The 23869-nt window shown below is 70.2% G+C and carries 25 protein-coding genes; 12 read left to right on the forward strand and 13 right to left on the reverse strand.

Features of this window, described 5'->3' with window-relative positions:
• The first annotated feature begins 99 nt into the window (after window positions 1–99).
• From QM621_RS01490 to QM621_RS01500, 3 genes are read left to right on the forward strand one after another with little or no spacing between them, the layout of a single operon-like run.
• Complete coding sequence (locus tag QM621_RS01490; protein ID WP_414988579.1) at window positions 100–1182, forward strand: M24 family metallopeptidase; 1083 nt, start codon at window positions 100–102, stop codon at window positions 1180–1182.
• Window positions 1183–1185: 3 nt separating this feature from the next.
• On the forward strand, window positions 1186–2676 hold the full coding sequence (gene lnt / locus QM621_RS01495) for an apolipoprotein N-acyltransferase (RefSeq protein ID WP_414988580.1): 1491 nt from the start codon (window positions 1186–1188) through the stop codon (window positions 2674–2676).
• Complete coding sequence (locus tag QM621_RS01500) at window positions 2673–3410, forward strand: polyprenol monophosphomannose synthase (protein WP_414988581.1); 738 nt, start codon at window positions 2673–2675, stop codon at window positions 3408–3410. Before lnt ends, QM621_RS01500 begins: the two co-directional genes overlap by 4 nt.
• Here QM621_RS01500 and QM621_RS01505 read toward each other — a convergent pair.
• The 7 genes from QM621_RS01505 to QM621_RS01535 all read right to left on the reverse strand — a co-directional run bounded on the left by QM621_RS01505 (window position 3407) and on the right by QM621_RS01535 (window position 10320).
• Window positions 3407–3796 (reverse strand): RNA polymerase-binding protein RbpA, encoded by a 390-nt coding sequence (locus tag QM621_RS01505; protein ID WP_414988582.1) that lies wholly within the window; start codon window positions 3794–3796, stop codon window positions 3407–3409. The two genes, QM621_RS01500 and QM621_RS01505, sit on opposite strands and share 4 nt — an antisense overlap.
• An 86-nt stretch (window positions 3797–3882) precedes the next feature.
• Window positions 3883–5196 (reverse strand): MFS transporter, encoded by a 1314-nt coding sequence (locus QM621_RS01510; RefSeq protein ID WP_414988583.1) that lies wholly within the window; start codon window positions 5194–5196, stop codon window positions 3883–3885.
• Window positions 5193–5927, reverse strand: a complete 735-nt coding sequence (locus QM621_RS01515; RefSeq protein ID WP_414988584.1) for a glycerophosphodiester phosphodiesterase family protein — start codon at window positions 5925–5927, stop codon at window positions 5193–5195. Before QM621_RS01515 ends, QM621_RS01510 begins: the two co-directional genes overlap by 4 nt.
• A 26-nt stretch (window positions 5928–5953) precedes the next feature.
• Window positions 5954–7447: a UDP-N-acetylglucosamine 1-carboxyvinyltransferase gene (locus QM621_RS01520; protein ID WP_414988649.1), complete on the reverse strand. Its 1494-nt coding sequence runs from the start codon at window positions 7445–7447 to the stop codon at window positions 5954–5956.
• Window positions 7448–7476: 29 nt separating this feature from the next.
• Entirely contained in the window at window positions 7477–8418 is a 942-nt protein-coding gene (locus QM621_RS01525; RefSeq protein ID WP_414988585.1) for a DMT family transporter, read from the reverse strand.
• Between the two features lie 23 nt (window positions 8419–8441).
• Entirely contained in the window at window positions 8442–9089 is a 648-nt protein-coding gene (locus QM621_RS01530) for an MBL fold metallo-hydrolase (protein WP_414988586.1), read from the reverse strand.
• Between the two features lie 13 nt (window positions 9090–9102).
• Window positions 9103–10320: an oxygenase MpaB family protein gene (locus QM621_RS01535; protein WP_414988587.1), complete on the reverse strand. Its 1218-nt coding sequence runs from the start codon at window positions 10318–10320 to the stop codon at window positions 9103–9105.
• Between the two features lie 44 nt (window positions 10321–10364).
• Here QM621_RS01535 and QM621_RS01540 point away from each other — a divergent pair, with 44 nt between their 5' ends.
• The 6 genes from QM621_RS01540 (at window position 10365) to QM621_RS01565 (ending at window position 13642) form a co-directional block, all read left to right on the forward strand.
• The gene (locus tag QM621_RS01540; RefSeq protein WP_414988588.1) at window positions 10365–10979 is read left to right on the forward strand and encodes a TetR/AcrR family transcriptional regulator; all 615 of its coding nucleotides are present in this window, start codon (window positions 10365–10367) and stop codon (window positions 10977–10979) included.
• Between the two features lie 29 nt (window positions 10980–11008).
• A complete protein-coding gene (locus QM621_RS01545) occupies window positions 11009–11638 on the forward strand; it encodes a PIN domain-containing protein (protein WP_414988589.1) in 630 nt (209 codons plus the stop codon).
• Window positions 11635–12042 carry an RDD family protein gene (locus QM621_RS01550; protein ID WP_414988590.1) on the forward strand — a complete coding sequence of 136 codons (408 nt, stop codon included), beginning with the start codon at window positions 11635–11637 and terminating at the stop codon, window positions 12040–12042. The genes QM621_RS01545 and QM621_RS01550 overlap by 4 nt, the downstream gene beginning before the upstream one ends.
• Before the next feature lie 236 nt (window positions 12043–12278).
• The gene (locus tag QM621_RS01555; RefSeq protein ID WP_414988591.1) at window positions 12279–13082 is read left to right on the forward strand and encodes an alpha/beta fold hydrolase; all 804 of its coding nucleotides are present in this window, start codon (window positions 12279–12281) and stop codon (window positions 13080–13082) included.
• Window positions 13083–13122: 40 nt separating this feature from the next.
• Window positions 13123–13377 (forward strand): type II toxin-antitoxin system Phd/YefM family antitoxin, encoded by a 255-nt coding sequence (locus QM621_RS01560; protein ID WP_414988592.1) that lies wholly within the window; start codon window positions 13123–13125, stop codon window positions 13375–13377.
• A complete protein-coding gene (locus QM621_RS01565) occupies window positions 13370–13642 on the forward strand; it encodes a Txe/YoeB family addiction module toxin (RefSeq protein ID WP_414988593.1) in 273 nt (90 codons plus the stop codon). Before QM621_RS01560 ends, QM621_RS01565 begins: the two co-directional genes overlap by 8 nt.
• Window positions 13643–13711: 69 nt before the next feature.
• Here QM621_RS01565 and QM621_RS01570 read toward each other — a convergent pair whose 3' ends face one another.
• Entirely contained in the window at window positions 13712–14107 is a 396-nt protein-coding gene (locus QM621_RS01570) for a tautomerase family protein (RefSeq protein ID WP_414988594.1), read from the reverse strand.
• A gap of 241 nt (window positions 14108–14348) precedes the next feature.
• On the opposite strand from QM621_RS01570, the gene QM621_RS01575 reads away from it, so the two are divergent.
• The gene (locus QM621_RS01575) at window positions 14349–15077 is read left to right on the forward strand and encodes a hypothetical protein (protein WP_414988595.1); all 729 of its coding nucleotides are present in this window, start codon (window positions 14349–14351) and stop codon (window positions 15075–15077) included.
• A gap of 59 nt (window positions 15078–15136) precedes the next feature.
• Here QM621_RS01575 and QM621_RS01580 read toward each other — a convergent pair whose 3' ends face one another.
• The 3 genes from QM621_RS01580 to QM621_RS01590 form a co-directional block, all read right to left on the reverse strand.
• Window positions 15137–17983, reverse strand: a complete 2847-nt coding sequence (locus QM621_RS01580; RefSeq protein ID WP_414988596.1) for a vitamin B12-dependent ribonucleotide reductase — start codon at window positions 17981–17983, stop codon at window positions 15137–15139.
• A 47-nt stretch (window positions 17984–18030) separates the two neighbouring features.
• The gene (nrdR, locus tag QM621_RS01585) at window positions 18031–18507 is read right to left on the reverse strand and encodes a transcriptional regulator NrdR (protein ID WP_414988597.1); all 477 of its coding nucleotides are present in this window, start codon (window positions 18505–18507) and stop codon (window positions 18031–18033) included.
• Between the two features lie 236 nt (window positions 18508–18743).
• Complete coding sequence (locus QM621_RS01590; RefSeq protein ID WP_414988598.1) at window positions 18744–19094, reverse strand: LysM peptidoglycan-binding domain-containing protein; 351 nt, start codon at window positions 19092–19094, stop codon at window positions 18744–18746.
• Window positions 19095–19280: 186 nt separating this feature from the next.
• Here QM621_RS01590 and QM621_RS01595 point away from each other — a divergent pair, with 186 nt between their 5' ends.
• Window positions 19281–20126 carry a YihY/virulence factor BrkB family protein gene (locus tag QM621_RS01595; RefSeq protein ID WP_414988599.1) on the forward strand — a complete coding sequence of 282 codons (846 nt, stop codon included), beginning with the start codon at window positions 19281–19283 and terminating at the stop codon, window positions 20124–20126.
• Window positions 20127–20174: 48 nt separating this feature from the next.
• Entirely contained in the window at window positions 20175–20912 is a 738-nt protein-coding gene (gene lexA / locus QM621_RS01600) for a transcriptional repressor LexA (protein WP_414988600.1), read from the forward strand.
• A gap of 8 nt (window positions 20913–20920) precedes the next feature.
• Here the strand turns inward: lexA and galE are convergent, their stop codons facing one another.
• Window positions 20921–21883, reverse strand: coding sequence for a UDP-glucose 4-epimerase GalE (galE, locus tag QM621_RS01605; protein ID WP_414988601.1), 963 nt, complete (start codon window positions 21881–21883; stop codon window positions 20921–20923).
• 11 nt (window positions 21884–21894) lie between these two features.
• Window positions 21895–23832 carry an ATP-dependent DNA helicase gene (locus QM621_RS01610; RefSeq protein ID WP_414988602.1) on the reverse strand — a complete coding sequence of 646 codons (1938 nt, stop codon included), beginning with the start codon at window positions 23830–23832 and terminating at the stop codon, window positions 21895–21897.
• Window positions 23833–23869 lie beyond the last annotated feature (37 nt).

Consider the following 23869-nt stretch of genomic DNA (forward strand, 5'->3'; position numbering starts at 1 on the left):
ACCCCCATCACCATCCCCGGAACACCCACCCCCCTCACCATCACCCACGCCACCCCCACCCTCAGCCACCCACCAGGAGCGGCCAACTAGGCTCGACCCATGCAGCGGTGGGAGCGGGCGCAAGCCCTGGCCAAGGAGTCAGAGATCGACGCTCTTCTGGTGACGCCGGGGGCCGATCTGCGGTATCTGACCGGGTACGCGGCCAAGCCGTTGGAGCGGTTGACCTGCCTGGTCGTCCCGGCCGACGGCGCGCCCTTCCTCGTCGCGCCGAACCTGGAGGTCAGCGCGGCCGAGTCGGCGGGGGTCGACGTCGAGATCGTCGGCTGGAACGAGACCGACGACCCCTTCGCCCTGCTCGCCAGCCGCCTCGGCAGCCCCCGACGGATCGCCGTCGACGACCAGATGTGGGCCTCCCGGGTGCTCGCCCTGCGCGACGCCCTGCCCGCCACCGAGCAAACGCTCGCCGGACCCGTGCTCAGCCACCTGCGCGCCCGCAAGGACGCCGCCGAGATCGAAGCGCTCCGCGAGGCGTCCGCCGCCATCGACCGCGTGCACGCCCGCATGGCCGAATGGCTGCGCCCCGGCCGCACCGAACGCGAGGTCGGAGCCGACATCGCCCGCGCCATCCTCGACGAGGGCCACGAGCACGTCGACTTCGTCATCGTCGGCAGCGGTCCCAACGGAGCCTCCCCGCACCATGAGATCTCCGACCGCGTCATCGAGGTCGGCGACCCGGTCGTGGTCGACATCGGCGGCACCACCCCCGTCGGCTACTGCTCGGACTCCACCCGCAACTACCTCGCCGGGGGACAGGCGCCCGACGGCTACCTCGACGCCTACGCCGTCCTGCTGGTGGCCCAGGCCGTCCAGCGCGCCCACGCCCGCCCCGGCGTCACCGCCGAGTCCGTCGACCGAGTCGGCCGCACGATCCTCGCCGAGGCGGGCCTCGGCGACCTCTTCATCCACCGCACCGGCCACGGCATCGGCGTGGAGACCCACGAGGAGCCCTACATCGTCGAGGGCAACGACCTCGTCCTCGAACCGGGCATGGCCTTCTCCATCGAGCCCGGCTTCTACCTGCCCGGCCGTTACGGCGCACGCATCGAGGACATCGCGATCTGCACCGCCGACGGCCTCGAGGTGCTGAACTCGACCGAGCGCCAGCTCGTCGTGCTCGACTGACCAGTGCGGTTCGCTCCCGCGGCGCTGCTCGCCGCCAGCTCCGGCCTGATCGCCTCAGCCGCCTTCGATCCGCTCGACGTGCCCTACCTGATGGTCCTCAGCCTGGTCGTCCTGTTCGCCCTCTTCCGCCAGCTCGCCGACCTCCGCTGGTGGGAGGTCTTCGGCGTCGGCGCCGCCTGGGGCGTGGCCTTCTTCGGACCGCTGATCTGGTGGATGCGGGCCGTCAGCGAGGGCGCCTACGTCGGTCTGGTGATCGCCGAGGGCGTGTTCCTCGGCGTCATCGCGCTCGGTCTGCGCCTGGCCGCCGGGTTGCGCGCGTGGCCGCTCGCCCTGCCGGCGGTCTGGGTGCTGGGGGAGCAGTGGCGCGGCGCCTTCCCCTTCACCGGTTTCCCATGGGGCCGCCTCGTCCACACCTCGCTCGACACGCCGCTGGAGTCGTGGGTGCGGCTGATCGGCATGCCCGCGACCTCCTTCCTCATGGCCTGCCTCGCGACGGCGCTGCTGGTCGTCGCCGACGCGAGCGCGCGCCACCGGCTCCTCGCGGCCTCCGCCATCGTGGCGGCGGTGCTGCTCGGCGCGGTCCTGCCCACCGGCGTGGCCGGTCAACACGACACCGCCCGCTTCGCGGTGATCCAGGGCGACGTGCCCGGTGAGTTCCTCTCCTGGCCCCGCGGCGAGATCTTCAAACTCCACGCGGCCGAGACCCAACGCCTCGTCGACCGGATCGCCGGCGGCGACAGCCCCGTGCCCGACGTGGTGCTGTGGCCGGAGAACTCCTCCGACACCGACCCGACGCGCACGCCGAGCGAGAGCGAACGCCTCGACGAGCTGGTCGCCGACCTCGGCGCGCCGATCCTCGTCGGCGGCATGCTCCCAGGACCCGAGCTCGGCACCGTCTACAACGCCGGCGTCGTGTGGACCGAGGACGGGCCGGGGGAGTCCTACGTCAAACGCAAGCCCGTCCCGTACGGCGAGTACGTGCCCTTCCGCGACGTCGCCGGCTCCTTCGTGCCGCGCGTCGACCGCGACATCCCGCGCGACATGCTGCCCGGCGACGAGCCCGGCGGGCTCACCATCGGCGGCGTCCGGATCGGCGACACGATCTGTTACGACATCGCCTACGACAGCGTGGCCGCCGACGCGATCGGCGACGACGCCGAGGTGCTCGTCGTCCAGACCAGCAACGCCGCGTTCACCGGCACCGCACAGCCGGAACAGCAATGGGAGATCTCCCGGCTGCGCGCCGTCGAGACCGGACGCTGGGTGCTGGTGCCCTCCACGAACGGCATCTCCGGGGCCATCGACGCCGACGGACAGGTGGTCGAGCGCGCGCCGATGCGACGACCTGCGACGATAGGGGTCGAAGTGCCGCTGGCGGAAGGGAGAACCCCGGCGGCCCGAGTCGGGAGACCGCTCGGTTGGCTGGTGGTGGCGGCCGGACTGCTCGCCTGGTGCGCGGGCTTCGCCCGTCGTCACGGGGAGGGGATGGAATGAACGTCGTCATCGTCGTGCCGACCTATCAGGAGGCCGAGTCGCTGCCGCGCCTGCTCGACTCGCTCGCCGTGCACGTGCCACAGGCCGACGTGCTGGTCGTCGACGACAACTCGCCCGACGGCACCGGCGAGATCGCCGAGAAGATCGCCGCCGGCGACGACCGCGTCCACGTGCTGCGCCGACCCGGCAAACAGGGTCTCGGCGTCGCCTATCGCGCCGGGTTCGCCTGGGCGCTGGACCGCGACTACGAGGTGATCGTGGAGATGGACGCCGACGGCTCGCACCGTCCGCAAGACCTCCCGCATCTGCTGGAGAAGTCGCCCGAGGCCGACCTCGTCATCGGCTCGCGCTGGGTGCCCGGGGGAGCGGTGGAGAACTGGCCCTGGTACCGACGATGGATCTCACGGGCCGGCACCTGGTACGCCCAGCGCGCGCTGCTCATCTCGGTCAACGACGCCACGGCGGGCTTTCGCGCCTTCCGCCGCACCACCCTCGAACGTCTGCCGCTGGCCGACGTCTCCTCGCAGGGCTACTGCTTCCAGATCGACATGACGCGCCGGGTGCTCGGCGCGGGCATGAGCGTGGCCGAGGTGCCGATCACCTTCGTCGAGCGGGCTGCGGGACGTTCCAAGATGAGCGGCGCGATCGTCCGCGAGGCCCTCTGGAAGGTGACCGGCTGGGGCATGGCACAGCGCCTCACGCGGCTGCGTGAGGCGCTGTCTCGGAAGGGTTAGCTGGTCTTGGCGGCCGCGCGGCGACGGTTGCGGCGGTGCAGGTGCGGCGGGCCGATCTCACCGGCGCGCAGCATCTCCAGACGCTCGGTCAGGATCTCCTCGAGCTCCTCGGTCGAACGACGCTCCAAGAGCATGTCCCAATGGGTGCGGACGGGCTTCTCGGCCTTGGCCTCCGGCTCGGCGCCGTCGACCAGACGGCCCATGACGCCGGTCTTGGGGTCTTCCCATTCCAACGGGACCTCGGCCTCCTCGGCCATCGTCACCGTGAAGGTGCTGCCGTTCGGCAGGACGTACTCGACCTCCTGCCGCGGCGCCATCTCGACGCCCCGCTCGTCCTCGAAGCTCTGGCCCCCCAGTCGGGCTCCACGCAAAGCTCTCTCAGCCATGTCGGCCCTCCTCTCCTGTCGTCTTCAGGCTCAACGTACGGCATGCGCGTGAGATTCCCCTGAGCGCTGCCCGTCTTCGACGGCGCCTATTCCGCCGCCCGGTCGGCGATCTGCGCCGGGACGCGCAACAGGAGGAACAGGCCGGCGGCCAGCACGATCATGATGCCGAGAATGCCCCACCGGTCGGAGCCGCCGAGGAAGACGAACAGGCCGAACAGCAACGGCGACAGGAAGGACGCCGCGCGGCCGGTCATCGCGTAGAAGCCGAAGTTCTGGCCTTCCATGCCGGGGCGGGTCAGCCGGACGAGGTAGGTGCGCGCGGCCGACTGGGCGGGTCCGACGAACAGGCACAGGATCAGTCCGAAGATCCAGAACATGCCCGAGCCGCTGACGAACAACAGCACCGCGCCCGCGCCGAGCATGCAGCCGAGCGAGACGACGATGACGATCCGCGGGCCGTAGCGGTCGTCGAAACGTCCGGCGATCAGCGCCCCGGCAGCCGCGAAGACGTTCGCCACGATGCCGAAGACGATGACGCTGTCGTCGGCGAAGTCGTAGGTGGTGACGGCGAGGATCGCGCCGAAGGCGAACACTCCCGCGAGCCCGTCGCGGAAGATCGCGCTGGCGAGGAGGAACTTGACCACGACGCGGTCCTCGGACCACATGCGCTTCAGGTCGGCGAACACGCCGCGGTAGGCGTCGAGGAGGCCGGTCTTGGGCGCGGGACTCGCGTCGGCGGGCAGCTCGGGCACGAGCAGGAACACCGGCGCCGCGAACACCGCGAACCAGAGCGCCGCCAGCACCGCGACGAGCCGGATGTTGAGCCCCTCGTCGGTGCTGAGGCCGAGCAGGCCGCCGTCGCCGGTGATGAGGCCGAAGAAGCAGACGAGCAGCAAGACGATGCCGCCGAGGTAGCCGAGCGCCCAGCCGAAGGCCGAGACCCGTCCGACGTTGGCGGGGGTGGACACCTGGCGCAGCATCGCGAAGTAGGGCACCTGCGCGAGTTCGAAGAGGATGTCGCCGAGCACCAACAGCAGCAGGCCGAGCCACAGGTAGGAGGCGTCGTCCTTGACGAAGAACATGAGCGCGGTGACCAGCACCACCGCGCCGGTCAGCGAAGCGAGGGAGCGTTTGCGGCGGCCGCCCGCGTCGGCCTGCCGTCCGGTGACGGGGGCGAGCGCCGCGATCACGAAGGCGCCGGCGGCGGTCGCCCAGGCGAGCCAACTGCTCGCCGAGATCGGGCCGTCGAGGTCGTCGCCGACGCCGTCGACGAGGTAGACCGAGAAGACGAAGGTGACGATGACCGCGTTGAACGCGGCCGAGCCCCAGTCCCATAGGCTCCACGCCATCATGCGCCTGCGGGTCGCGGCGGCGCCCGTGACGTCGGCGGTGTGGCTCATGGCGTCTCCCATTCCCCTCGCGCGATCAGGACGTCGCGCAGCAGGTCGGTGCGATCGGTGAAGATCCCGTCGACGCCGAGGTCGAGCAGCCGGGTCATCTCCGCCGGATCGTCGATGGTCCAGACCAGCACACCCGTGCCCGCGTGACGGGCGGCGTCGATGAAACGTCGGGTGACGATCGGGAGTCCGTTGTGCGACGCGGGCACGCTCAGCCATCGGTAGGCGGGGCGGCGCAGCCAGCGCGGTGTCACCAGCGCCCGCACGACCTCGACGCGCGAGGCGGAGGTCGCGACCCGGGGGAGACGGCGACGGATCCGTCGGACGCGTCGGTGCTCGAAACTGCCGAGACAGACCCGTTCGACGGCGTTCACCGCCTCGACCACCCGGCAGGTCTCCTCCACCGCGTCGTCGGCCTTCACGTCGATGCTGAACCACGCGTCGGGGTGGGAGTCGAGCAGCTCGTCGAGGCGGGGGAGGCGGGCGCGGCCGCCGAGCCGCAGCCCGTCGATCTCGGCGGCGGTCAGGTCGGCGACCTTCGCGGGCGTGCCGACGAGCCGGCTCAGGTCGGCGTCGTGGCAGGCGAAGGCGACGCCGTCGCGCGAGCAGTGGACGTCGGTCTCCAGACGCCGATAGCCGAGGGAGGCCGCGTGCGCGAACGCCTCCAAGGAGTTCTCGATGCCCACGTTGTCGCCCGTCAGGGCTCCCCCGCGGTGGGCAATGGCCAGCGTCACACCGCGAGGCTATCGGAGACCGGGGCTCAGATGTCGCGGAACGTCTCGATGCTCGCGCCGAGGGCGTTGAGGCGCTCGGCGAGGTCCTCGTAGCCGCGGTTGATCACGTAGACGTTGCGCAGCACCGACGTGCCCTTGGCGGCCAGCATGGCGAGCAGGATGACGACGGCGGGGCGCAGCGCGGGCGGGCAGACGATCTCGGTGCCGCTCCAGTGCGTGGGACCCTCCACCAGCACGCGGTGCGGGTCGAGCAGCGTGACCTTCGCGCCGAGCTTGTTCAACTCGGTCAGGTAGATCGCCCGGTTCTCGTAGACCCAGTCGTGCAGCGTCGTCTGCCCCGTCGCGGTGGCTGCGATGACCGAGAAGAAGGGCAGGTTGTCGATGTTGAGGCCGGGGAAGGGGAGGGGGTGGATCTTGTCGATGGGCGCCTTGAGAGGCGACGGGTGCGTGGTGATGTCGACCAGGCGGGTGTGGCCGTTCTCCGCCAGGTACTCCGGGCTCTCGTCGTAGGCGAAGCCCATGTCCTCCAAGACCGCGAGCTCGATCTCCATGAACTCGATCGGCACCCGCCGCACCGTGATGCTCGACTGCGTGACGATGGCCGCCGCGATGAGGCTCATCGCCTCGATGGGGTCCTCGCTCGGCGCGTAGTCGACGTCGCACTTGATGTGCGGCTTGCCGGTGACGGTCAGCGTGGTGGTGCCGATGCCCTCGATGGTCACACCCAGCTTCTCGAGGAAGAAGCAGAGGTCCTGGACCATGTAGTTCGGGCTGGCGTTGCGGATGACCGTGACGCCGTCGACGCGCGCGGCGGCCAGCAGCGCGTTCTCGGTGACCGTGTCGCCGCGCTCGGTCAGCACGATCGCCCGCGAAGGGGGCGTCGGCTCTGCCGTGGCGTGATAGCTGCCCTCGGTGGCGACGACCTTGAGGCCGAAGTGCTTGAGCGCGGTCATATGCGGCTCGACCGTGCGGGTGCCGAGGTCGCAGCCGCCGGCGTACGGCAGCTCGAAGGACGACTCGCGGTGCATCAGCGGACCGAGGAACATGATGATGCTGCGGGTGCGGCGCGCGGCGGCGGCGTCCATCGCGTCGAGTTTGAGCGTCGCGGGGACCACCAGCTCGAGGTCGTTGTCGTCGTTGAGCCAGCGGGTGCGCACGCCGATCGAGCCCAGCACCTCCAACAGGCGGTTGACCTCCTCGATGCGCGCGACCTTGCGCAGCACCGTGGTGCCCTCGTTGAGCAGGCATGCGCACAGCAGCGCGACCCCGGCGTTCTTGCTCGACTTGACGTCGATGGAGCCCGTCAGCTGGCGCCCCCCCTCGACGCGCAGGTGGCTGGGGCCGGACGAGCCGACGTTGACCAGGCCGGAGTCGAGCGCGCCGCCGATGCGGGCGAGCATCTCGAGGGTCAGGTTCTGCTGCCCCTTCTCGATCCGGTTGACCGCGCTCTGGCTGGTGCCGAGGGACTCGGCGAGCTGCGCCTGGGTCTGATCGGCGCGCACGCGGGCGTCGCGGATCATCGAGCCGATACGGATCAAGTAATCGTCAGTCACCCGTTCAGCGTATCTCGCATATGAGATAAAGCAAACGCGAGCACGACACCGGCGACCGCGACCACGCCCCCGACCACGCCCAGCAGGCCGACCTTCTGCGTCGGGTCGAACAGGTCCAGCAGCTCGGCGGCGACGACCTGGCCCGCGATCATGCACAGGCCCAGCACCAGCACGCCGTGCCGATGGACCGCGACCGCCGCGACGACGATGAACCCGATGCCGACGAGGCCGCCCGCGTAGTACCAGGGCTCCGTCGGCAGGCCGTCGATCCGTCCGCCTGTGAGGAACGACGCCGCGAGCAGGACCAGCAGCGCCGCCGTGCCGACTGCGAAGTTGTTCCAGGTGGTGCCGAGCGGCCCCGCGACCGCCGACACCCGACCGTTGACCGCCTGCTGGACGGCCTGTGTCACCCCCGCGACCAGCGCGAGCGCCGCCAGCCCGGCGGTCAGCCAGGTCGCCCCGGCGTCGATCTGGTCGACGGCCTTGACGAGCACCGCCGCGATGGCGAAACTCGCCGCGACCGCCCGGCCCACGGAGGCAGGTCGCCGCCCGCCTGGACCAAGGCCCCAGTGGTCGACGGCCAGCGAGCCGAGCGACTGGCCGGCGGTGAAGGCGACGATGAACAGCCCGACGCCGATGGTCCCGACGGCGAGGCCCTGGCTCGCCACGAAGAACGCCCCGCACAGGCCTCCGAGCATCTCGTACCACCGCAGCCGTTTGACCGAGCGCGCGTCGAATATGCGGCGCATCGAGCGGCGTCCGGCGGGCAGCGCGACCACGACGGCCGTGATGATCGCCAGTCCGCTGCCGAAGCTGACGACGGCGGTGAGCGCGCTCGCCCGCAGCCCCTCGCCCACCTGTTCGGCGAGCGCGCCGTTGATCCGCGACTGGACCGCGACGAGCGCCCCGCCCAGCATCATGAACGGCACGGCCGCCATCGGCCGTGTCCACACCGCCGACATCAGCGGGCGACCTCCGTGGCCTCCGTCTGGCCGAGGCGGCGCAGATCGGGGACGCCGCCGTGGTTGGCGAGATGACCCCAGTAGATGTCGTAGGCGAGGTCGGAGATCGTCATATCGTGGATCGGGAAGGCTGTGCGGGGCGCGACGTGCTGGGCGAAGGCGACCGTCTCGCTGGCCTTCGTCCAGGGGGCGCTGAGCGGGAGCGCGAGCACGTCGACCCCCTCGGGTGCCGACTCGTAGCTGTCGCCGGGGTGGAACAAGGTCGGCTCGCCCTCGGCCGTGAGCAGCACGCCGACATTGGCGACGCGGGGGATCGTCGGCAGGATCTCCGCGTGCTGAACGCCGACGCCCGTCAGGGTGAGTCCGCCGAGCCGGGTCGTCTCGCCGTCGCAGTGGGCGCGCCACGGCCCGCCCAACTGCTCGGCCGTCATCGGGTCGGCCAACAGCACGGCGTCCGGGTTGGCCGCGACGAGTTCCGGCGCCCGGGTGACGTCGAGGTGGTCGGCGTGCTGATGGGTGACGATGATCGCGTCGAGCCCGGTCAGCCCGAAGACGGAGGCATCGCTGAACGCGCCGGGGTCGATCAGGACGCGACGGCCGACCGCCTCGACGAGGACGGCGGCGTGTCCGAAACGGGTGATGCGCACTGATCCATTCTCGTCAAGCGTTCAACCGTCCGACGTCCGGGGCGTCGGCGCCGAAGTAGCGGCGGGTGACCTCCTCGACGTGCGCGGCCGACCACCGGTCGATCCGCCCTCGCCCCCACGCGGTGCGCCCGAGCACCTGGTAGCGCCAGAGGTTCGCCGGGATCAGCAGGACCGTCGCCCACGGGACGCGGGCGGGCAGGCCGAGGTCGCGCATGCCGGAGCGGCCGATGAAGGCGGTCAGCATGCTCAACAGCCGTCGCGGCGCGTACCAGCGGTGGAAGGCGGCGAACCGCCCGAAGGACAACTCGGACTGCGCCTCGACGATCGACTGCGACAGCAGCGCGCCCGCCTCCGTCACATCGTCCTGGGCCCGCAGGATGTGGTAGTTCAACCGGTGCTGCTCGCGCTCGGAGTCGGTCAGCCAGTCGTCGTCGACGCCCATCAGCCAGCCGACGTACTTCCACAGGTGCATGACGGCGCGGGAGTCCTCACGGGTCACCCGCACGCCGAGCGCCCGGACCGCCAGCAGCACGACCGAGGCGAACAGGCCGATGGTCGCGGCCTGGTCGCTCTGGTTGATCGGCCGTCCCCACCGTTCGCGGTCCCAGTCGGGATGGTGGTCGAAACGATGGTTGACGAGCGCGTGCATGAGCCGGACGTGCACGGTCAGCCGCCAGCCGAGGCCGCCCGGCCGCAACGCGTCGTGACGGGTGACGGCGATGGTCCACTGCTGGGTCTCGGCGAGGCGCCGGCGCGTCATGTCGCCGGTGAGACCCCCGGTGGCCACGAGCAGGTCGGTCGGCCCGCCGAAACGGTAGCCGCCGATGAGCGACAGTTGCAGCAGGACGTCGCTGGCGTTGCGGCCGAAGCGACGGAACACCTGGGCTCCCTGGTTGACGAGGTCCATGTCGACCCATTCCGGGGTGGCCTCGACGTGCGCGAAGAAGTCCCGGAGCGCCGACGGGGCGTCCGGCACGGCGTCGATCCCCTCGGCGAGCGCGCGATGGATCTGGTCCATGCGCACCCGGTCGTCACCGGCGCGCATCGCGCGCGCGACGGCGGCTCCCACTTCGTCGACCGCCCAGAAGCGCTCGCCGATGGTCGCCATCAGGTCCTCGTCGACCTCCTTCACGCCTCCGGCCAAACGGACGAGCCGCCCGATGCGCGCGCCGCGCTGCTCGGCGGCGCGGAATCGGGTCGGGGGAGCGGTGACGACGGTGTCGGTGGTCATGGCCTCAGACTGACACGAGCTTTTACTCGCATACAATTCGCGATATGGACCATTCGCCGCCCGGCCTGCGCAAGACCCCCCAGCAGCAGCGCTCGCGGGCCATGGTCGAGCGCATCGTCGCGGCCGGACGACGGGTGCTGATCGAGCAGGGGTATGAGCGGGCCACCACCAACCGGGTGGCCGAGGCCGCCGGGATCAGCCCCGGATCGCTCTATCAGTACTTTCCGAACAAGGAGGCGGTGCTGCAGGCCGTGGTCGAGCGGTACTCGGCCGAGATCGCCGAGGAGTTGGCCGCCGTGGTGACCGACCGGCTCGACCTGCCACCCGAGGAGTTGATCCGAGCCTCCTACGAGAGCCTGCTCGACCTGCTCGGCGAGCACCGCGAGTACGTCCGGCTGATGGCCCGCGAACTGCCCCGGGCTCGCGTCGCCCCGCATATCGAGGCGATGGAGCGGCGAGTCGGAGAGTTGGTCACCGCCTATCTGACCGTCGCGCGGCCGACGCGGCGGGTGCGCCCCGCGACCTCGGCGTGGCTGCTGGTGCGCATGGTGGAGTTCTTGAGCGTCCAGTACGTGTTGGAGGAGCCCGACGTCGGACGAGGCGAGTTCGTGGAGGAACTGACCCGGCTCACCCTCGCCCACCTCGCGCCTGCCGACTGACCGCGGCCGACGTTGGTAGTCTCGCGGCTATGCCCGACGAGCGCCGCGCAGCAGAGGTCGCCCTCCGTGGCGGCCAGGTGTCCGCCCACTCGCCGTGGGAGTTGCGCCGCCAGTTGGAGCGCGACGGCCTCGCCGAGGTGATCGTGGAACTCGCCGCCGCGACGGGTCCGGTCGAGGAGACGACGATCGCGAATCACGCCGAGGTGTGGCGCCACACCGCCTCGCCGCGGGTGCTGGTGCTCGACGCCGAGGCGCTGTGGGCCATCGTCCAACGTCGCCGCGGCATGGCCGAACGGCTGCTGGCCGCGCGGGCGGGTGACCACCGGGTCGTCGTGCCGACGGTCGTGCTCGCCCAGGTGATGGGCGGCAAGGGCGACTCGGAGATCTGGACCGTGCTGGGCAAGATCCCTGTGGTCCAGGTCGACGCCCACGCCATGGCCCTGTCGGCGAACCTCAACGCCCGTGTCAAGCGGGCCGGCCTCGACCACCGCGACATGACCATCGACGCCATGGTCGCGGCCGTCGCCGTCCAACTCGCCCCGTCGGCTGTGCTCACCGGCCGCGCCTCGGACATGAAGCTGCTCACCTACGGCACGGACGTCACCGTCGCGTCGATCTACGACGAGCTGTCGCCCAGCCAGGGAAAGGAACTTCTGTGACCCTCCATGCGACGGTCGGGCGCCGCATTTCTGGTTATATCGTCGATGTCTCGCTGACCTGTGTCTCAGCTCTGCCCGCGTTCGCCGCGATCGGGCTTTCCATCGTGGCCGTCGGCAACACCGAGAATTCCCACACCACTGCGTTCTTTGTCCTGCTAGCTCTCGCCGTCGCGCTCGGCATCGGACTGGCTGTCATCCAATGGGCGCTCCTCGCCCGCGGTGGGGGCACGGTCGGACACCGCGTAGCGGGCTATCGCCTTCTTGACTCGGACACGGCCATAGCCCCTGGTTGGAGTCGGGCGTTCGGATATCTCGCACTGCGGCACATCATCGAGTCGCTCACGAGCGTGATCGGCTGGACCGTGACGGCCATACTGGCCACACGCGACCCGCGACGCCGTTGAACAACTCGGCGAGCCCGTCGAGGCGGAGTGTCCAGATCGCATCAGGACGATCGTGGGCGAGCAAATGCTCTGCAGCCTCCGTTCAATGGCAGGCGATCCTGTCGCTGAGGTGGTGGTCACGATCGGCAATCCCGGGGCTGCCGCGGGCGTCGAGTGGTCCTGGGAGGTAGTCGAGTAACCCAGCACGCCTCCCTGCCTCCATCCCGCACGCCTCGTCGGCCCACTAGGCTCACGCCGTGAGCACACCGACGATCCACACCACGCAGGTGGGGGAGAGCGGCGCGCGCGTCGTGTTCCTGCACGGGCTGATGGGGCAGGGCAAGAACTTCACGCAGGCAGCGAAAGCACTGCAGCCGGAGTTCTGCTCGCTGCTGGTCGATCTGCCCGACCACGGCAAGTCGGCCTGGACCGACCGCGTCGACTACGTCGTCTTCGCCGACACGATCGCCGACCATCTGCGCGTCGGCTTCGCCGCCGAGGGGCCGGTGCATCTCGTCGGGCACTCGATGGGCGGCAAGGTCGCGATGACGCTGGCGCTGCGCCATCCGGATCTGCTCGACCGTCTGGTGATCGTCGACATCTCGCCGAACGTCAGCGAGCGGGCGGGGGAGTTCGCGCACCTGCTCGGCAGCCTGGCCGCCCTCGACCTCGCCACGCTGGAACGCCGTTCCGACGCCGACGAGGCCCTGCGCGGCCCGATCCCCAGCGACACCGTGCGCCAGTTCCTCCTGCAGAACCTGCGCGCCACCGACGACGGCGGCTACGCCTGGCAGGCCAACCTCGACGTGCTGCGCCGCGACCTCGACGTCATCGGCGACTTCCCCGAGATCGACGCCGTCTTCGACCATCCCGTCCTGTGGATCGCGGGGGAGAAGTCGGACTACGTCGAGGAGGAGGACGAGCCGGTCATGCGCGCCCTGTTCCCCCGCACCCGCCTCGTCACCATCAAAGACGCCGGCCACTGGGTCCACTCCGAACAGCCCGAGGCCTTCGTCTCGGCCCTGAAGGTCTTCCTCGGCGCAGCGGGCTCGAGTTCCTAAGCCTGCGTCAACCTGTACAGTTGTCCGTACAGGAGGACTGATGAAGACCATGAGCTACACCGAGTCACGGGCGCGCTACGCCGAAGTGCTCGACTCAGTGGTCAACGACCGCGAGGAGATCGTCATCACCCGCGCCGGCCACGACCCGGTGGTCATCGTCTCTCTCGATGATTTCGAGTCCTTGCGCGAGACCGCTTATCTGATGCGGTCGCCCGCCAACGCGCGCCGACTCCTGGACGCCATGGAGCGCCTGGAGCAGGGCCAGGGTGAGGAACACGCGCTGAGCGATGAGTGAGCGCACGCGGCTCGTCTGGGACCAGAACGCCTGGGAGGACTACCTCTGGTGGCAGTCACAAGACCGCAAAGCGCTCAAACGGATCAACACGCTGATCCGCGACATCGTCCGCAACGGCAACGAGGGCGTCGGCAAGCCGGAGCCGCTGAAGCACGACTTCGCGGGTTACTGGTCCCGGCGGATCACCGAAGAGCACCGCCTGGTCTACCGGGTGACGGACCCCGAGGTACTCATCGCCGCCTGCCGCTACCACTACGGACGGTGAGCCGCAGCTTCCACACGCATTTCAACATTCCCGATAATGCACATTATGTCAAGTACTGCGTATGGCCACCTAGACCTCCACCTGGAAGCCCAGGTCGACGTCGCAGGCGGCCTGGCCGCCACGGATGCCCCAGTTCTCGGCGGGCAGGCCGCGGACGACGATGGAGACGTGGTCGCGTGGGACGCCCAACGGCTCGAGGCGTTCGACGACCTCGGCGTACAGGCGGCGCTTGGCGTCGGGCGAGCGTCCGGCGAAGCAGTCGACGGAGACCATCGTGAGCAGGTCCGGCTGATCCAGATCCGGCGGCGCGGCCATACGGTGCGGCGCATGCACGACCAGCCGCACGTGCTTGTCCTTCGCCGGGATCCGGAAGGCCGCGACCAACGCGCCGTGCACCGCGTCGATCAGCGCGACCTCCTCCTCGACGGACCGTTCGCGTCGGACTTCGATCAGCGCATGGGGCATGGCGCAAGCCTACGCCTGCTCGTCGACCAGCCTCACACGAGAACCGCCTCTTGTCAGTCCGACACGACCCCCCGCCTGGACATTAAACTAAGGACAGGCTAAGCTGCTCTCGCCGCCCGCGGAAGAACGCCACATCCTCCTCCGGGCGGTCCAACTTTTTTGGACAGATGTCCAAGAAACCGCCACGGAGAGGGCCGCCCCGGTTTAGACTCAGCGGGCTGGCCGTCTCCGTGGAGGTTTTATGAAACTGATCCCGTCCCTGCGTCCGGGGCCGGTGGGTCTGGCCTGTGAGATCGCCGGACTCCCCCTCACCTTCGCCCGCCTCGCCATCGGCGTCGGAGAACTCGCGCGTCAGAGTCCCCGGGGCGACGGCCACACCGTGCTCGTCCTGCCCGGCCTCACCGCCACCGACCACACGACGATCCCCATGCGCCGGTTCCTCGAGTCGCTGGGCTACCGCACCTCCGGCTGGAATCTCGGGTGGAACCTCGGCATCAGCCCCGAGGGCGAGAAGAAGCTGGAGGCGCTCATCGAGGAGCTCGCCGCCGAGGCCCCCATCACGCTCGTCGGCTGGAGCCTCGGCGGCGTGTTCGCCCGCGAGGCCGCACGCCGTCGGCCCGAGCTGGTCCGCGACGTCGTCACGATGGGCACGCCGATCCGGGGCCGTGCGGGCACGGAGTGGATCGTGCGCTGGTACCGACTGCTCAACCCGTCGGCCGCCGACGACCTCACCCCGGAGGGCGCCGAGCGGCACGCGCAGCCCCTCCCCATGCCGACCACGGCCATCTACAGCCCCAAGGACGGCGTGCTGTCCGGCTGGGACTGCCGGGTCCGCGACGAGGACGAGGGACCGGACGCCCGCAACGTCCGCGTCGACGCCGCCCACCTCGGCATGGGCTTCGACTTGCGCGTGCTGAAGGCGCTCGCCGAGGCGCTGGTCGAACACCGCGTGCACGTGCTCGCCGCCTGAGACCGACAGGCGAAGGCGCCCCGGAACGCCGTTCCGGGGCACCTTCGTCGCGTCAGCGGTCAGCTGCAGCCGCTGGTCGAGCCGCAGCCCTCGCACACGTGGCAGGAGCCGGCCGGACGCATCTTGGTGCCGCAGGTCATGCACAGCGGGGAGTCGACCTCCGAGCCGGTGATGACCTCCAGCAGCTCCGCCGAGGTGTGCGCCTGCGCCGGAGCCGCCGCGATCTCCGCGGGCGGCGCCGCGACGCCCTTGTCGGTCGGCGGCGTCCCGATCAGCTCCGCGGCGGTGGTGCCGTCGCTGATCGGCTGGTGCGAGCCGGTGTCGAGGTAGCGCTGGCGCTCGGCGGCGCTGAAGATGCCCAGCGCCGAGCGGGTGTCGAAGTCGAGGTAGTCCAACGCCAGACGGCGGAAGACGTAGTCCATGATCGACTGCGCCATACGCACGTCGGAGTCGTCGGTCAGACCGGCCGGCTCGAACTTGAGGTTGGTGAACTTCGAGACGAAGGTCTCCAGCGGGACGCCGTACTGCAGGCCGATCGAGACCGCGATGCTGAAGGCGTCCATGACGCCGGCCAGCGTCGAGCCCTGCTTGCCGAGCTTGAGGAAGATCTCCCCGAGCGCGCCGTCGTCGTGCGCGCCGGAGGTCATGTAACCCTCGGCCCCGCCGACGCTGAAGCTCGTGGTGATCGCGGCGCGCGACTTGGGCAGGCGGCGGCGGATCGGCTTCTCGACCACGACCGTCTTGACCTCGGGCGCGGCCTCGGCGGCCGGCTCGTCGTTCTTCTTGGCCTTGGCGTCGCTGAGCGGCTGGCCGACCTTGCAGTTGTCGCGGTAGACCGCCAGCGCCTTCAAGCCGAGCTTCCAGCCCTGGAAGTAGACGTCGGCGATCTCCTCGACCGTGGAGGTCTCCGGCATGTTGACCGTCTTGGAGATCGCGCCGGACAGGAAGGGCTGGCAGGCGGCCATCATGCGGACGTGGCCCATCGGCTTGATGGCCCGCTCCCCCACCGCGCAGTCGAAGACCTCGTAGTGCTCGGGCTTGAGGCCCGGCGCGTCGACCACGTGGCCGTGCTCGGCGATGTACTCGACGATCGCCTCGACGGTCTCGCCGCTGTAGCCCAGACGCGAGAGGGCTGCCGGGACCGTCTGGTTGACGACCTGCATCGAGCCGCCGCCGACCAGCTTCTTGAACTTGACCAGCGAGAAGTCCGGCTCGATGCCGGTGGTGTCGCAGTCCATCATGAAGCCGATGGTGCCGGTGGGCGCCAGCACCGAGGCCTGGGCGTTGCGCCAGCCGTTCCGCTCGCCGATCTTGAGGTTCTCGGCCCACTGGCGGGTGGCCTCGCGGTGGACCATGATGTCCATGGCGTGCAGCGTGCGGATGTCGTCGTTGGCCGCCAGGTGCTTGCGCATGACCCGCGTGTGCGGGGCCGCGTTCTGCGCGTATCCGTCGTAGGCGCCGACGACGCCGGCGAGTTCGGCGCTGCGACGGTAGGACACGCCGGTCATCAGCGAGGTGATCGACGCCGCCAGGGCGCGGCCGCCGTCGGAGTCGTAGGCCAGGCCGGAGGCCATCAGCAGCGCGCCGAGGTTGGCGTAGCCGATGCCGAGCTGACGGTAGGCCCGTGTCGTCTCGCCGATCGGGTCGGTCGGGAAGTCGGCGAAGCAGATGCTGATGTCCATCGCGGTGATGATCAGCTCGACGCTCTTGACGAACCGCTCGACCGCGAAGTAGCCGTCCTCGCCCAGGAACTTCAGCAGGTTGAGGCTGGCCAGGTTGCAGCTGGAGTTGTCGAGGTGCATGTACTCGCTGCACGGGTTGGACGCGGTGATGCGGCCGGTCTCCGGCGTGGTGTGCCAGTCGTTGATGGTCGAGTCGTACTGGATGCCCGGGTCGGCGCAGGCCCAGGCGGCCCTGGCCATCTTGTCCCACAGCTCGACGGCGTCGATCTCCTCGATGACCTCGCCCGTGGTGCGGGCGCGCAGACCGAAGGAGGTCTGGTCCTCGACGGCGCGCATGAACTCGTCGTTGACACGGACCGAGTTATTGGCGTTCTGGTACTGGACGCTGGTGATGTCGGACCCGCCGAGGTCCATGTCGAAGCCCGCGTCGCGCAGCACGCGGATCTTCTCCTCCTCGCGCTCCTTCGTCTCGACGAACTCGACGATGTCGGGGTGGTCGACGTCGAGCACGACCATCTTGGCCGCGCGACGCGTGGCGCCGCCGGACTTGATGGTGCCGGCCGAGGCGTCGGCGCCGCGCATGAAGGAGACCGGGCCCGAGGCGGTGCCGCCGGAGGAGCGCAGCAGCTCCTTGGAGGAGCGGATGCGCGAGAGGTTGAGGCCGGCGCCGGAGCCGCCCTTGAAGATCAGGCCCTCCTCGCGGTACCAGTTGAGGATCGAGTCCATCGAGTCGTCGACCGACAAGATGAAGCAGGCGCTGACCTGCTGCGGGCTGGAGGTGCCGACGTTGAACCAGACCGGGCTGTTGAAGCTGAAGATCTGGTGCAGGAGCATGTAGGTCAGCTCGTGCTCGAAGACCTCGGCGTCGGCGTCGGTGGCGAAGTAGCCGTGCTCCTTGCCCGCCTTGACGTAGGTCAGCACCACCCGGTCGAGCAGCTGGCGCAGGCTCGACTCGCGCTGGTCGGAGCCGACCGCGCCGCGGAAGTACTTGGTGGTGACGATGGTGGAGGCGTTGACGCTCCAGAAGTCGGGGAACTCGACGCCCCGCTGCTCGAAGACGCTCTCGCCGGTCTTCCAGTTGGTCTGCACGACGTCGCGGCGCTCCCAGGCGACCTCGTCATAGGGATGCACGCCCTCGGTCGTGTGGACGCGCTCGATCGTCAGGCCAGATCGCTGATCGTGCGTGCGGTGCGAACCCAGGGGTCCGCTGACCGTGTCCGTCATGGAGTGCTCCTCAATGTCAGGGTGGATGTGCGGCTGTCGCGGGGAAGTCATGAAGTGGCGGAGGTGAGTCCGACGCTCGTGCCCTCGGCCGTCAGGCTGGCGATCTCGGCGACGAAGTCGTCGGCGGAGTCGAAGGCCTTGTAGACGCTGGCGAAGCGCAGGTAGGCGACTCGGTCGAGCCGTTTGAGCGGCTCGAGGACCGCGAGCCCGACGTCGTGAGCCCGGATCTCGGCGTGCCCGGCCGCCCGCAGCGAGTCCTCGACCTGCTGGCCGAGCCGGGCGAGGTCGCCGTCGGAGACGGGGCGGCCCTTACAGGCTTTGCGGACGCCGGCGATGGCCTTGTCGCGGGCGAAGGGCTCGCGGGCGCCGGAGCGCTTGACGACGACCAACTGCATCTGCTCGATGGTGGTGAAGCGCTTCTCGCATGATGAGCAGACCCGTCGCCGACGGATCGAGGCGCCGTCGTCGCAGACCCTGCTGTCGAGGACCCGCGTGTCGCCGTGGCGGCAAAAAGGGCAGTGCATGACGCCTCCTCCCGATGAGTCTCGGTCTGTCCCGCTGGGGACGACCTGTGGATGAGCCACGTTGCGGTGCGGGTAACTCGCCATCATCTGTGTAACTAGATGTGGAGAACTACAAGGGTGTGACTCCCAGATGTAGTGCCCACCGTACGGGGTGGACGCGACCTGGCGCAAGCGCGGGTCGCCCTCGGCGTGTCCATGCCCGTGATCGCAGGCGTTCGACCGACCCATGACCGCGCTCAGTCCGCGTAACGCGGGATCGCGAGCCGCTCGCCCATGCGCAACGGCTCGCCCTTGACCAGCGAGTTGAGCTTGATGATGTCGGCGACCGTGTCGCGGACGTCGCCGTCGGGACGGGCCTCGCCCGCGATCGACCAGAGGGTCTGCCCCGGCTGCACGGTGATGACGGTCGTGCCGACCGGCTCGCCGGACTCGTCGGTCGCCGCCGAGCCGGGGCCGAAGGCGATCATGCAGACACCGACGACCAGCAGCGCGACGACCACCACGGCCACGCGCCCGCGCCGCGTCAGGCGCACAGGGGCGGATCGGACACGCCGCTGACCGGCGTGGTGCTCATAGGCGATGCTCATGGTGCCTCCCGAGGGAAAAGTGGACGTGCCCGACCGATCAGCCGCACACCCCGCAGGAGGCGAACGAACGTTCGATCGAACACATGAACGACCATACGTCCCTCCGCCGACAAAAGAAAGCCCGGATCGAACAAATGATCCAAAATTGTCCGCCCGCCCGGCGCGAAGGACCGCTAGGCTCGGTCCATGCACGCCCTGAAGGCACGTCTGCGGACCACCTGGAAGCTCGCCTCCGAGCGCAACGCCTCGCTGCTCGCGGCCGGGGTGGCGTTCTACGTCTTCCTCGCGCTCTTCCCGTCGATGATCGCCGGAATCCTCGTCTACGGACTCCTCATCGACCCCGCGACGCTCGCCCGACAGTCCGAGAGCCTGGCGAGATACCTGCCCGAGGACGCGGCCTCGGTCGTCACCGGCCAGATGGAGACGCTGGCGGCGACCTCGCACAGCAGCCTGAGCATCGGCTTCGCCGCCTCGGTGACGCTCGCCCTCTACAGCGCCAGCGGCGGCATGGACCATCTGATGACCGCCGTCAACGCGATGCTCGGCAACCCCCGCACGCTCGGTTTCGTGCGGCAGCGCGCCATCGCCCTCGCGCTGACCGTCGGCGCGGTGCTCTTCCTCCTCATCGCGATCAGCGTCATGGCCGTGCTGCCCGTCGTCATCGACCGGTGGATCGACCCCCTCTGGCTGCGCTTCGTCCTCGACCTCGGCCGCTTCGCACTGCTGGCGCTGTCGATCGCCATCGGCTTCGGCCTCGTGGTCCACTGGTCCACCGACCCTGCGGCCGGGCATGTCGTGCCACGACTCCTCTCCCCCGGCATCGGCGGCGCGGGCGTCGCCTGGCTGCTGATCTCGGTCGGCTTCTCGTTCTACGTCAGCCGGTTCGGCAACTACGGCCAGACCTACGGCGCGCTCGCCGGGGTCGTCGTGCTGCAGCTGTGGCTGTGGGCCGGGCTCTTCGCGCTGCTCTTCGGCGCGGCCTACGAGGCGGTGCGGCTCGGCGACCGGCCGACCGACCCCGACACACCGTGAGTCGAACAATTGTTTGGAAGGAGCGCCGCCCTGTCCTAGGGTGGTCCCATGAGCACTGACGACGCCATCGACGCCCCCACCTCCTCGGTCTCAGAGCTGCCCGACGGCCCGCCCGACGCCGACGGGCTGACCGTCCGCCAGCGCCGCGTGCTGGAGTTCCTGCGCGACGAGGTCGCCAGCCGCGGCTACCCGCCCAGCATGCGCGAGGTCGGCGCGGCGGTCGGCCTGCACAGCACCTCGTCGGTCTCCTACCAGCTCAAGCAGCTCGAGAAGATGGGCTTCATCCGCCGCGACCCCTTCCGCCCGCGCGCCATGGAGATCTTCCTGCCCAGCGGCCAGGGCGCCCGTCCCGCCGTGGGCTCCGCGGACGAGACGGCCGTCGACGAGACCGGCTCCGGCGACGTCATGCCGCAGGCCGCCTATGTGCCCATGGTCGGCCAGATCGCGGCCGGCGGCCCGATTCTCGCCGAGGAGCGCGTCGAGGAGGTCTTCCCGCTGCCCGCCTCCATCGTCGGCGACGGCACGCTGTTCCTGCTCCAGGTGCGCGGCGAATCGATGATCGACGCCGCCATCTGCGACGGCGACTTCGTGGTCATCCGGCAGCAGCCGGTCGCCGAGAACGGCGAGATCGTGGCGGCCATGATCGAGGGCGAGGCCACCGTCAAGACCCTGCGGCGGTCGAACGGGCAGACCTGGCTGATGCCCGCCAACGACGACTACTCCCCCATCGACGGGACGCACGCCACGATCCTGGGCAAGGTCACCGCAGTGCTCCGCAAGGTCTGAGACCGTGCTCAGGCGTCCTGCGGCCCGGCCTTCCAGGCGCTCTCGAACATCTCCGGCACCGAGTAGCGGACCTGCCAGTCGAGGTCGCGGGCGGCGCGCTCGCCGGAGGCGACGATGCGCGCCGGGTCGCCCGGTCGCCGGGGGCCGATCTCCGGGGTGAAGTCGATCCCGGAGACCTCGGCGGCGGCGTCCATGATCTGCCGCACCGAGACGCCGTCGCCGCAGCCGAGGTTGTACACACGTTCGAGGTCGCGGCCCTCCAGCAGCGCTCGCGCGGCCACGAGGTGCGCCTCGGCGAGGTCGGCGACGTGGATGTAGTCACGCACGCAGGTGCCGTCGGGCGTCGGGTAGTCGTCGCCGTTGATCCGCGGAACACGCCCTTCGCGCAGCGCCTTGACGACCAGCGGGAAGAGGTTGTGCGGGCTGGTGTCGTAGAGCTCGGGCGTCGCCGAGCCGACGACGTTGAAGTAGCGCAGCGAGGTGTGCCGCGTTCCCCACGCGCGCTCGGCGTCGCGCATCAGCCACTCGCCGATGAGCTTGCTCTCGCCGTAGGGCGACTCCGGCACCGTAGGCGTGTCCTCCGTGACGAGGTCGACGTCGGGGGTGCCGTAGGTGGCGGCGCTGGAGGAGAAGACGATGGCGTCGACGCCGCTGCGCTCCATCGCGGTCAGCAGGCTCGCCGTGCCCTGCACGTTCTGCTCGTAGGTGTGCATGGGCCGCTCGACCGAGACGCCCGCGTACTTGAAGCCGGCCAGGTGGACGACGGCCTGCACGTCGTGCTCGGCCATCGTCTGCTCCAGGCGCGCCGTGTCGAGGATGGAGGCCTCCACGAACGGCGCCTCGGCGGGGACGAACTCGCGGTGGCCGCTGGAGAGGTCGTCGACGACGACGCACTCCAGACCGGCCTGGCCGAACGCACGGACGATATGGGACCCGATGTAGCCGGCGCCGCCGGTGATCACGATGCTCACGGGGCCTGAGTCTAGACCGCCGCCTGGTCGAGGCGACGCAGCGCCGCGAGCACTTTCGGCGTCTCGACCGTGCGCCACATGGGCGGCATCGACGAGGCGAGGAAGCCGCCGTAGCGTGCGGTGGCCAGCCGCGAGTCGAGCACGGCCACCACGCCCCGGTCGTCGGCGCGCCGGATGAGCCGCCCCGCGCCCTGGGCCAGGAGCAGGGCGGCGTGGGTGGCCGCGACGCTCATGAAGCCGTTGCCGCCGCGCTCCTGGACGAGTTTCTGCCGGGCGCTCATCAGCGGGTCGTCCGGGCGCGGGAAGGGGATGCGGTCGATGACGACCAGTTGGCAGGTGGGACCGGGCACGTCGAGCCCCTGCCAGAGGCTGAGCGTGCCGAACAGGCTGGACCGCTCGTCGGCCACGAAACGCTCGGTGAGGTCGCTCAACTGCGCGTCGCCCTGACACCAGATCGTGTGGTCGGGCAGGCGCTCGCGCACCGCCTCGGCCGCGGCCTCGGCGGCGCGTCGGCTGGAGAACAGGCCGAGGGTGCGTCCGCCGGCCGCCTCCACGAGCTGCGCCAGCTCGTCGAAGACTCGGTCGCCGGCTCCGTCGCGGCCCGGCGGCGGCAGATGCCGGGCCACGTAGAGCATGCCCTGCCTGCCGTAGTCGAAGGGCGATCCGACGTCGAGGCCGGTCCAGTCGTCGCCGGCCGGATCGAGCCCGACCGACCGGGCGACGGCGTCGAAGCGGCCTCCTAGATTGAGGGTGGCGCTGGTCAGCACCACGGTGCGCTCGGCGAAGAGGGTGGCGGCGAGCTTGCCCGCGACGTCGATCGGCGCGCGGTGCAGACGGGGGCCAGAGCGCCCCTCGGAGGCCCACAGCACGTCGTACTGGCTGGTCGCCGCCATCTGCTCGGCGACGCTCCGCACCTCCTCGACCATGCTGCGCGCCTGCTGACGTCCCGCGTCGGGCTCGGCGCCCTGCTTCTCCGGCTCGAAGTCGGACAGGCAGGCGCGGGCGGAGTCGCGGACGAGGCCGAGCACGTCGAGCAGTTCGTCGGTCGGTTGGTCGATCCGTCCCGGCGGGGTACGGGTGAGGATGTCGGCCAGCGCGTCGGAGGAGTCGGCGAGATCGTCGGCGCTGCGACCGTCTTTGACATGGGAGCCGGCGCGTTTAGCGGCCCGCTCGATGACGACCGCGTCGAGTTCGACCGTCGCGGCCTGGGTGACCCGGGCGGCCAGCTCGTGCGCCTCGTCGACGACCACGACGTCGTGCTCGGGGAGCGCGGCGACGTCCTCCATCGCGTCGATGGCGAGCAGCGAGTGGTTGGTGACGACGATCTGCACGCCGTGCGCGGCCGCCTTGGCCCGTTCGGCGAAGCATTCCGTCGCGAAGCCGCAGCGCGAGGCGCCCAGACACTCGCGCGACCCGACGCTGACCTGACGCCACGCGCGGTCGGTGTGCGAGGGCGCGGACTCCCGGTCGCCCGGGCCGCTGTCGGACGCCTGCTCCTCGGCCCAGTCGCGCAGCGCCACCACCTCGGCGCCGAGCGTGCCCTCGGGCAGGTCGACGAGCGTGCCTTGGTCGTCGGGGACACCCATGCGCACCCGGTGCAGACAGGCGTAGTTGGACCGGCCTTTCAGGACCGCGTGGCTCGGCGTGGAGTCGAGCGCCTCCCTCGCCCCCTCCAACAGGGCCGGGATGTCACGTTGGACCAGCTGGTGCTGCAAGCCGAGCGTGGCCGTCGCGATGACCACCCGCTCCCCGTGCAGCAAGCTCGGCACGAGATAGCCGAGCGACTTGCCGGTTCCCGTGCCGGCCTGCACCAACAGGTGCCGACCACCGGACATCGCCTCGGCGACCGCCTCGGCCATGCGGACCTGACCAGGCCGCTCGACGCCGCCGAAGGAGGTGACGGCGGCGTGCAGCACCTCGTGGACCGTGCTCGTGGTGTCGTCGGACATGGGCGTCACCCTAGTGCTGCCAGGCGACCTGCGGACC

This window comes from Aeromicrobium sp., from assembly GCF_047606445.1.
Classification (GTDB): Bacteria; Actinomycetota; Actinomycetes; order Propionibacteriales; family Nocardioidaceae; genus Aeromicrobium.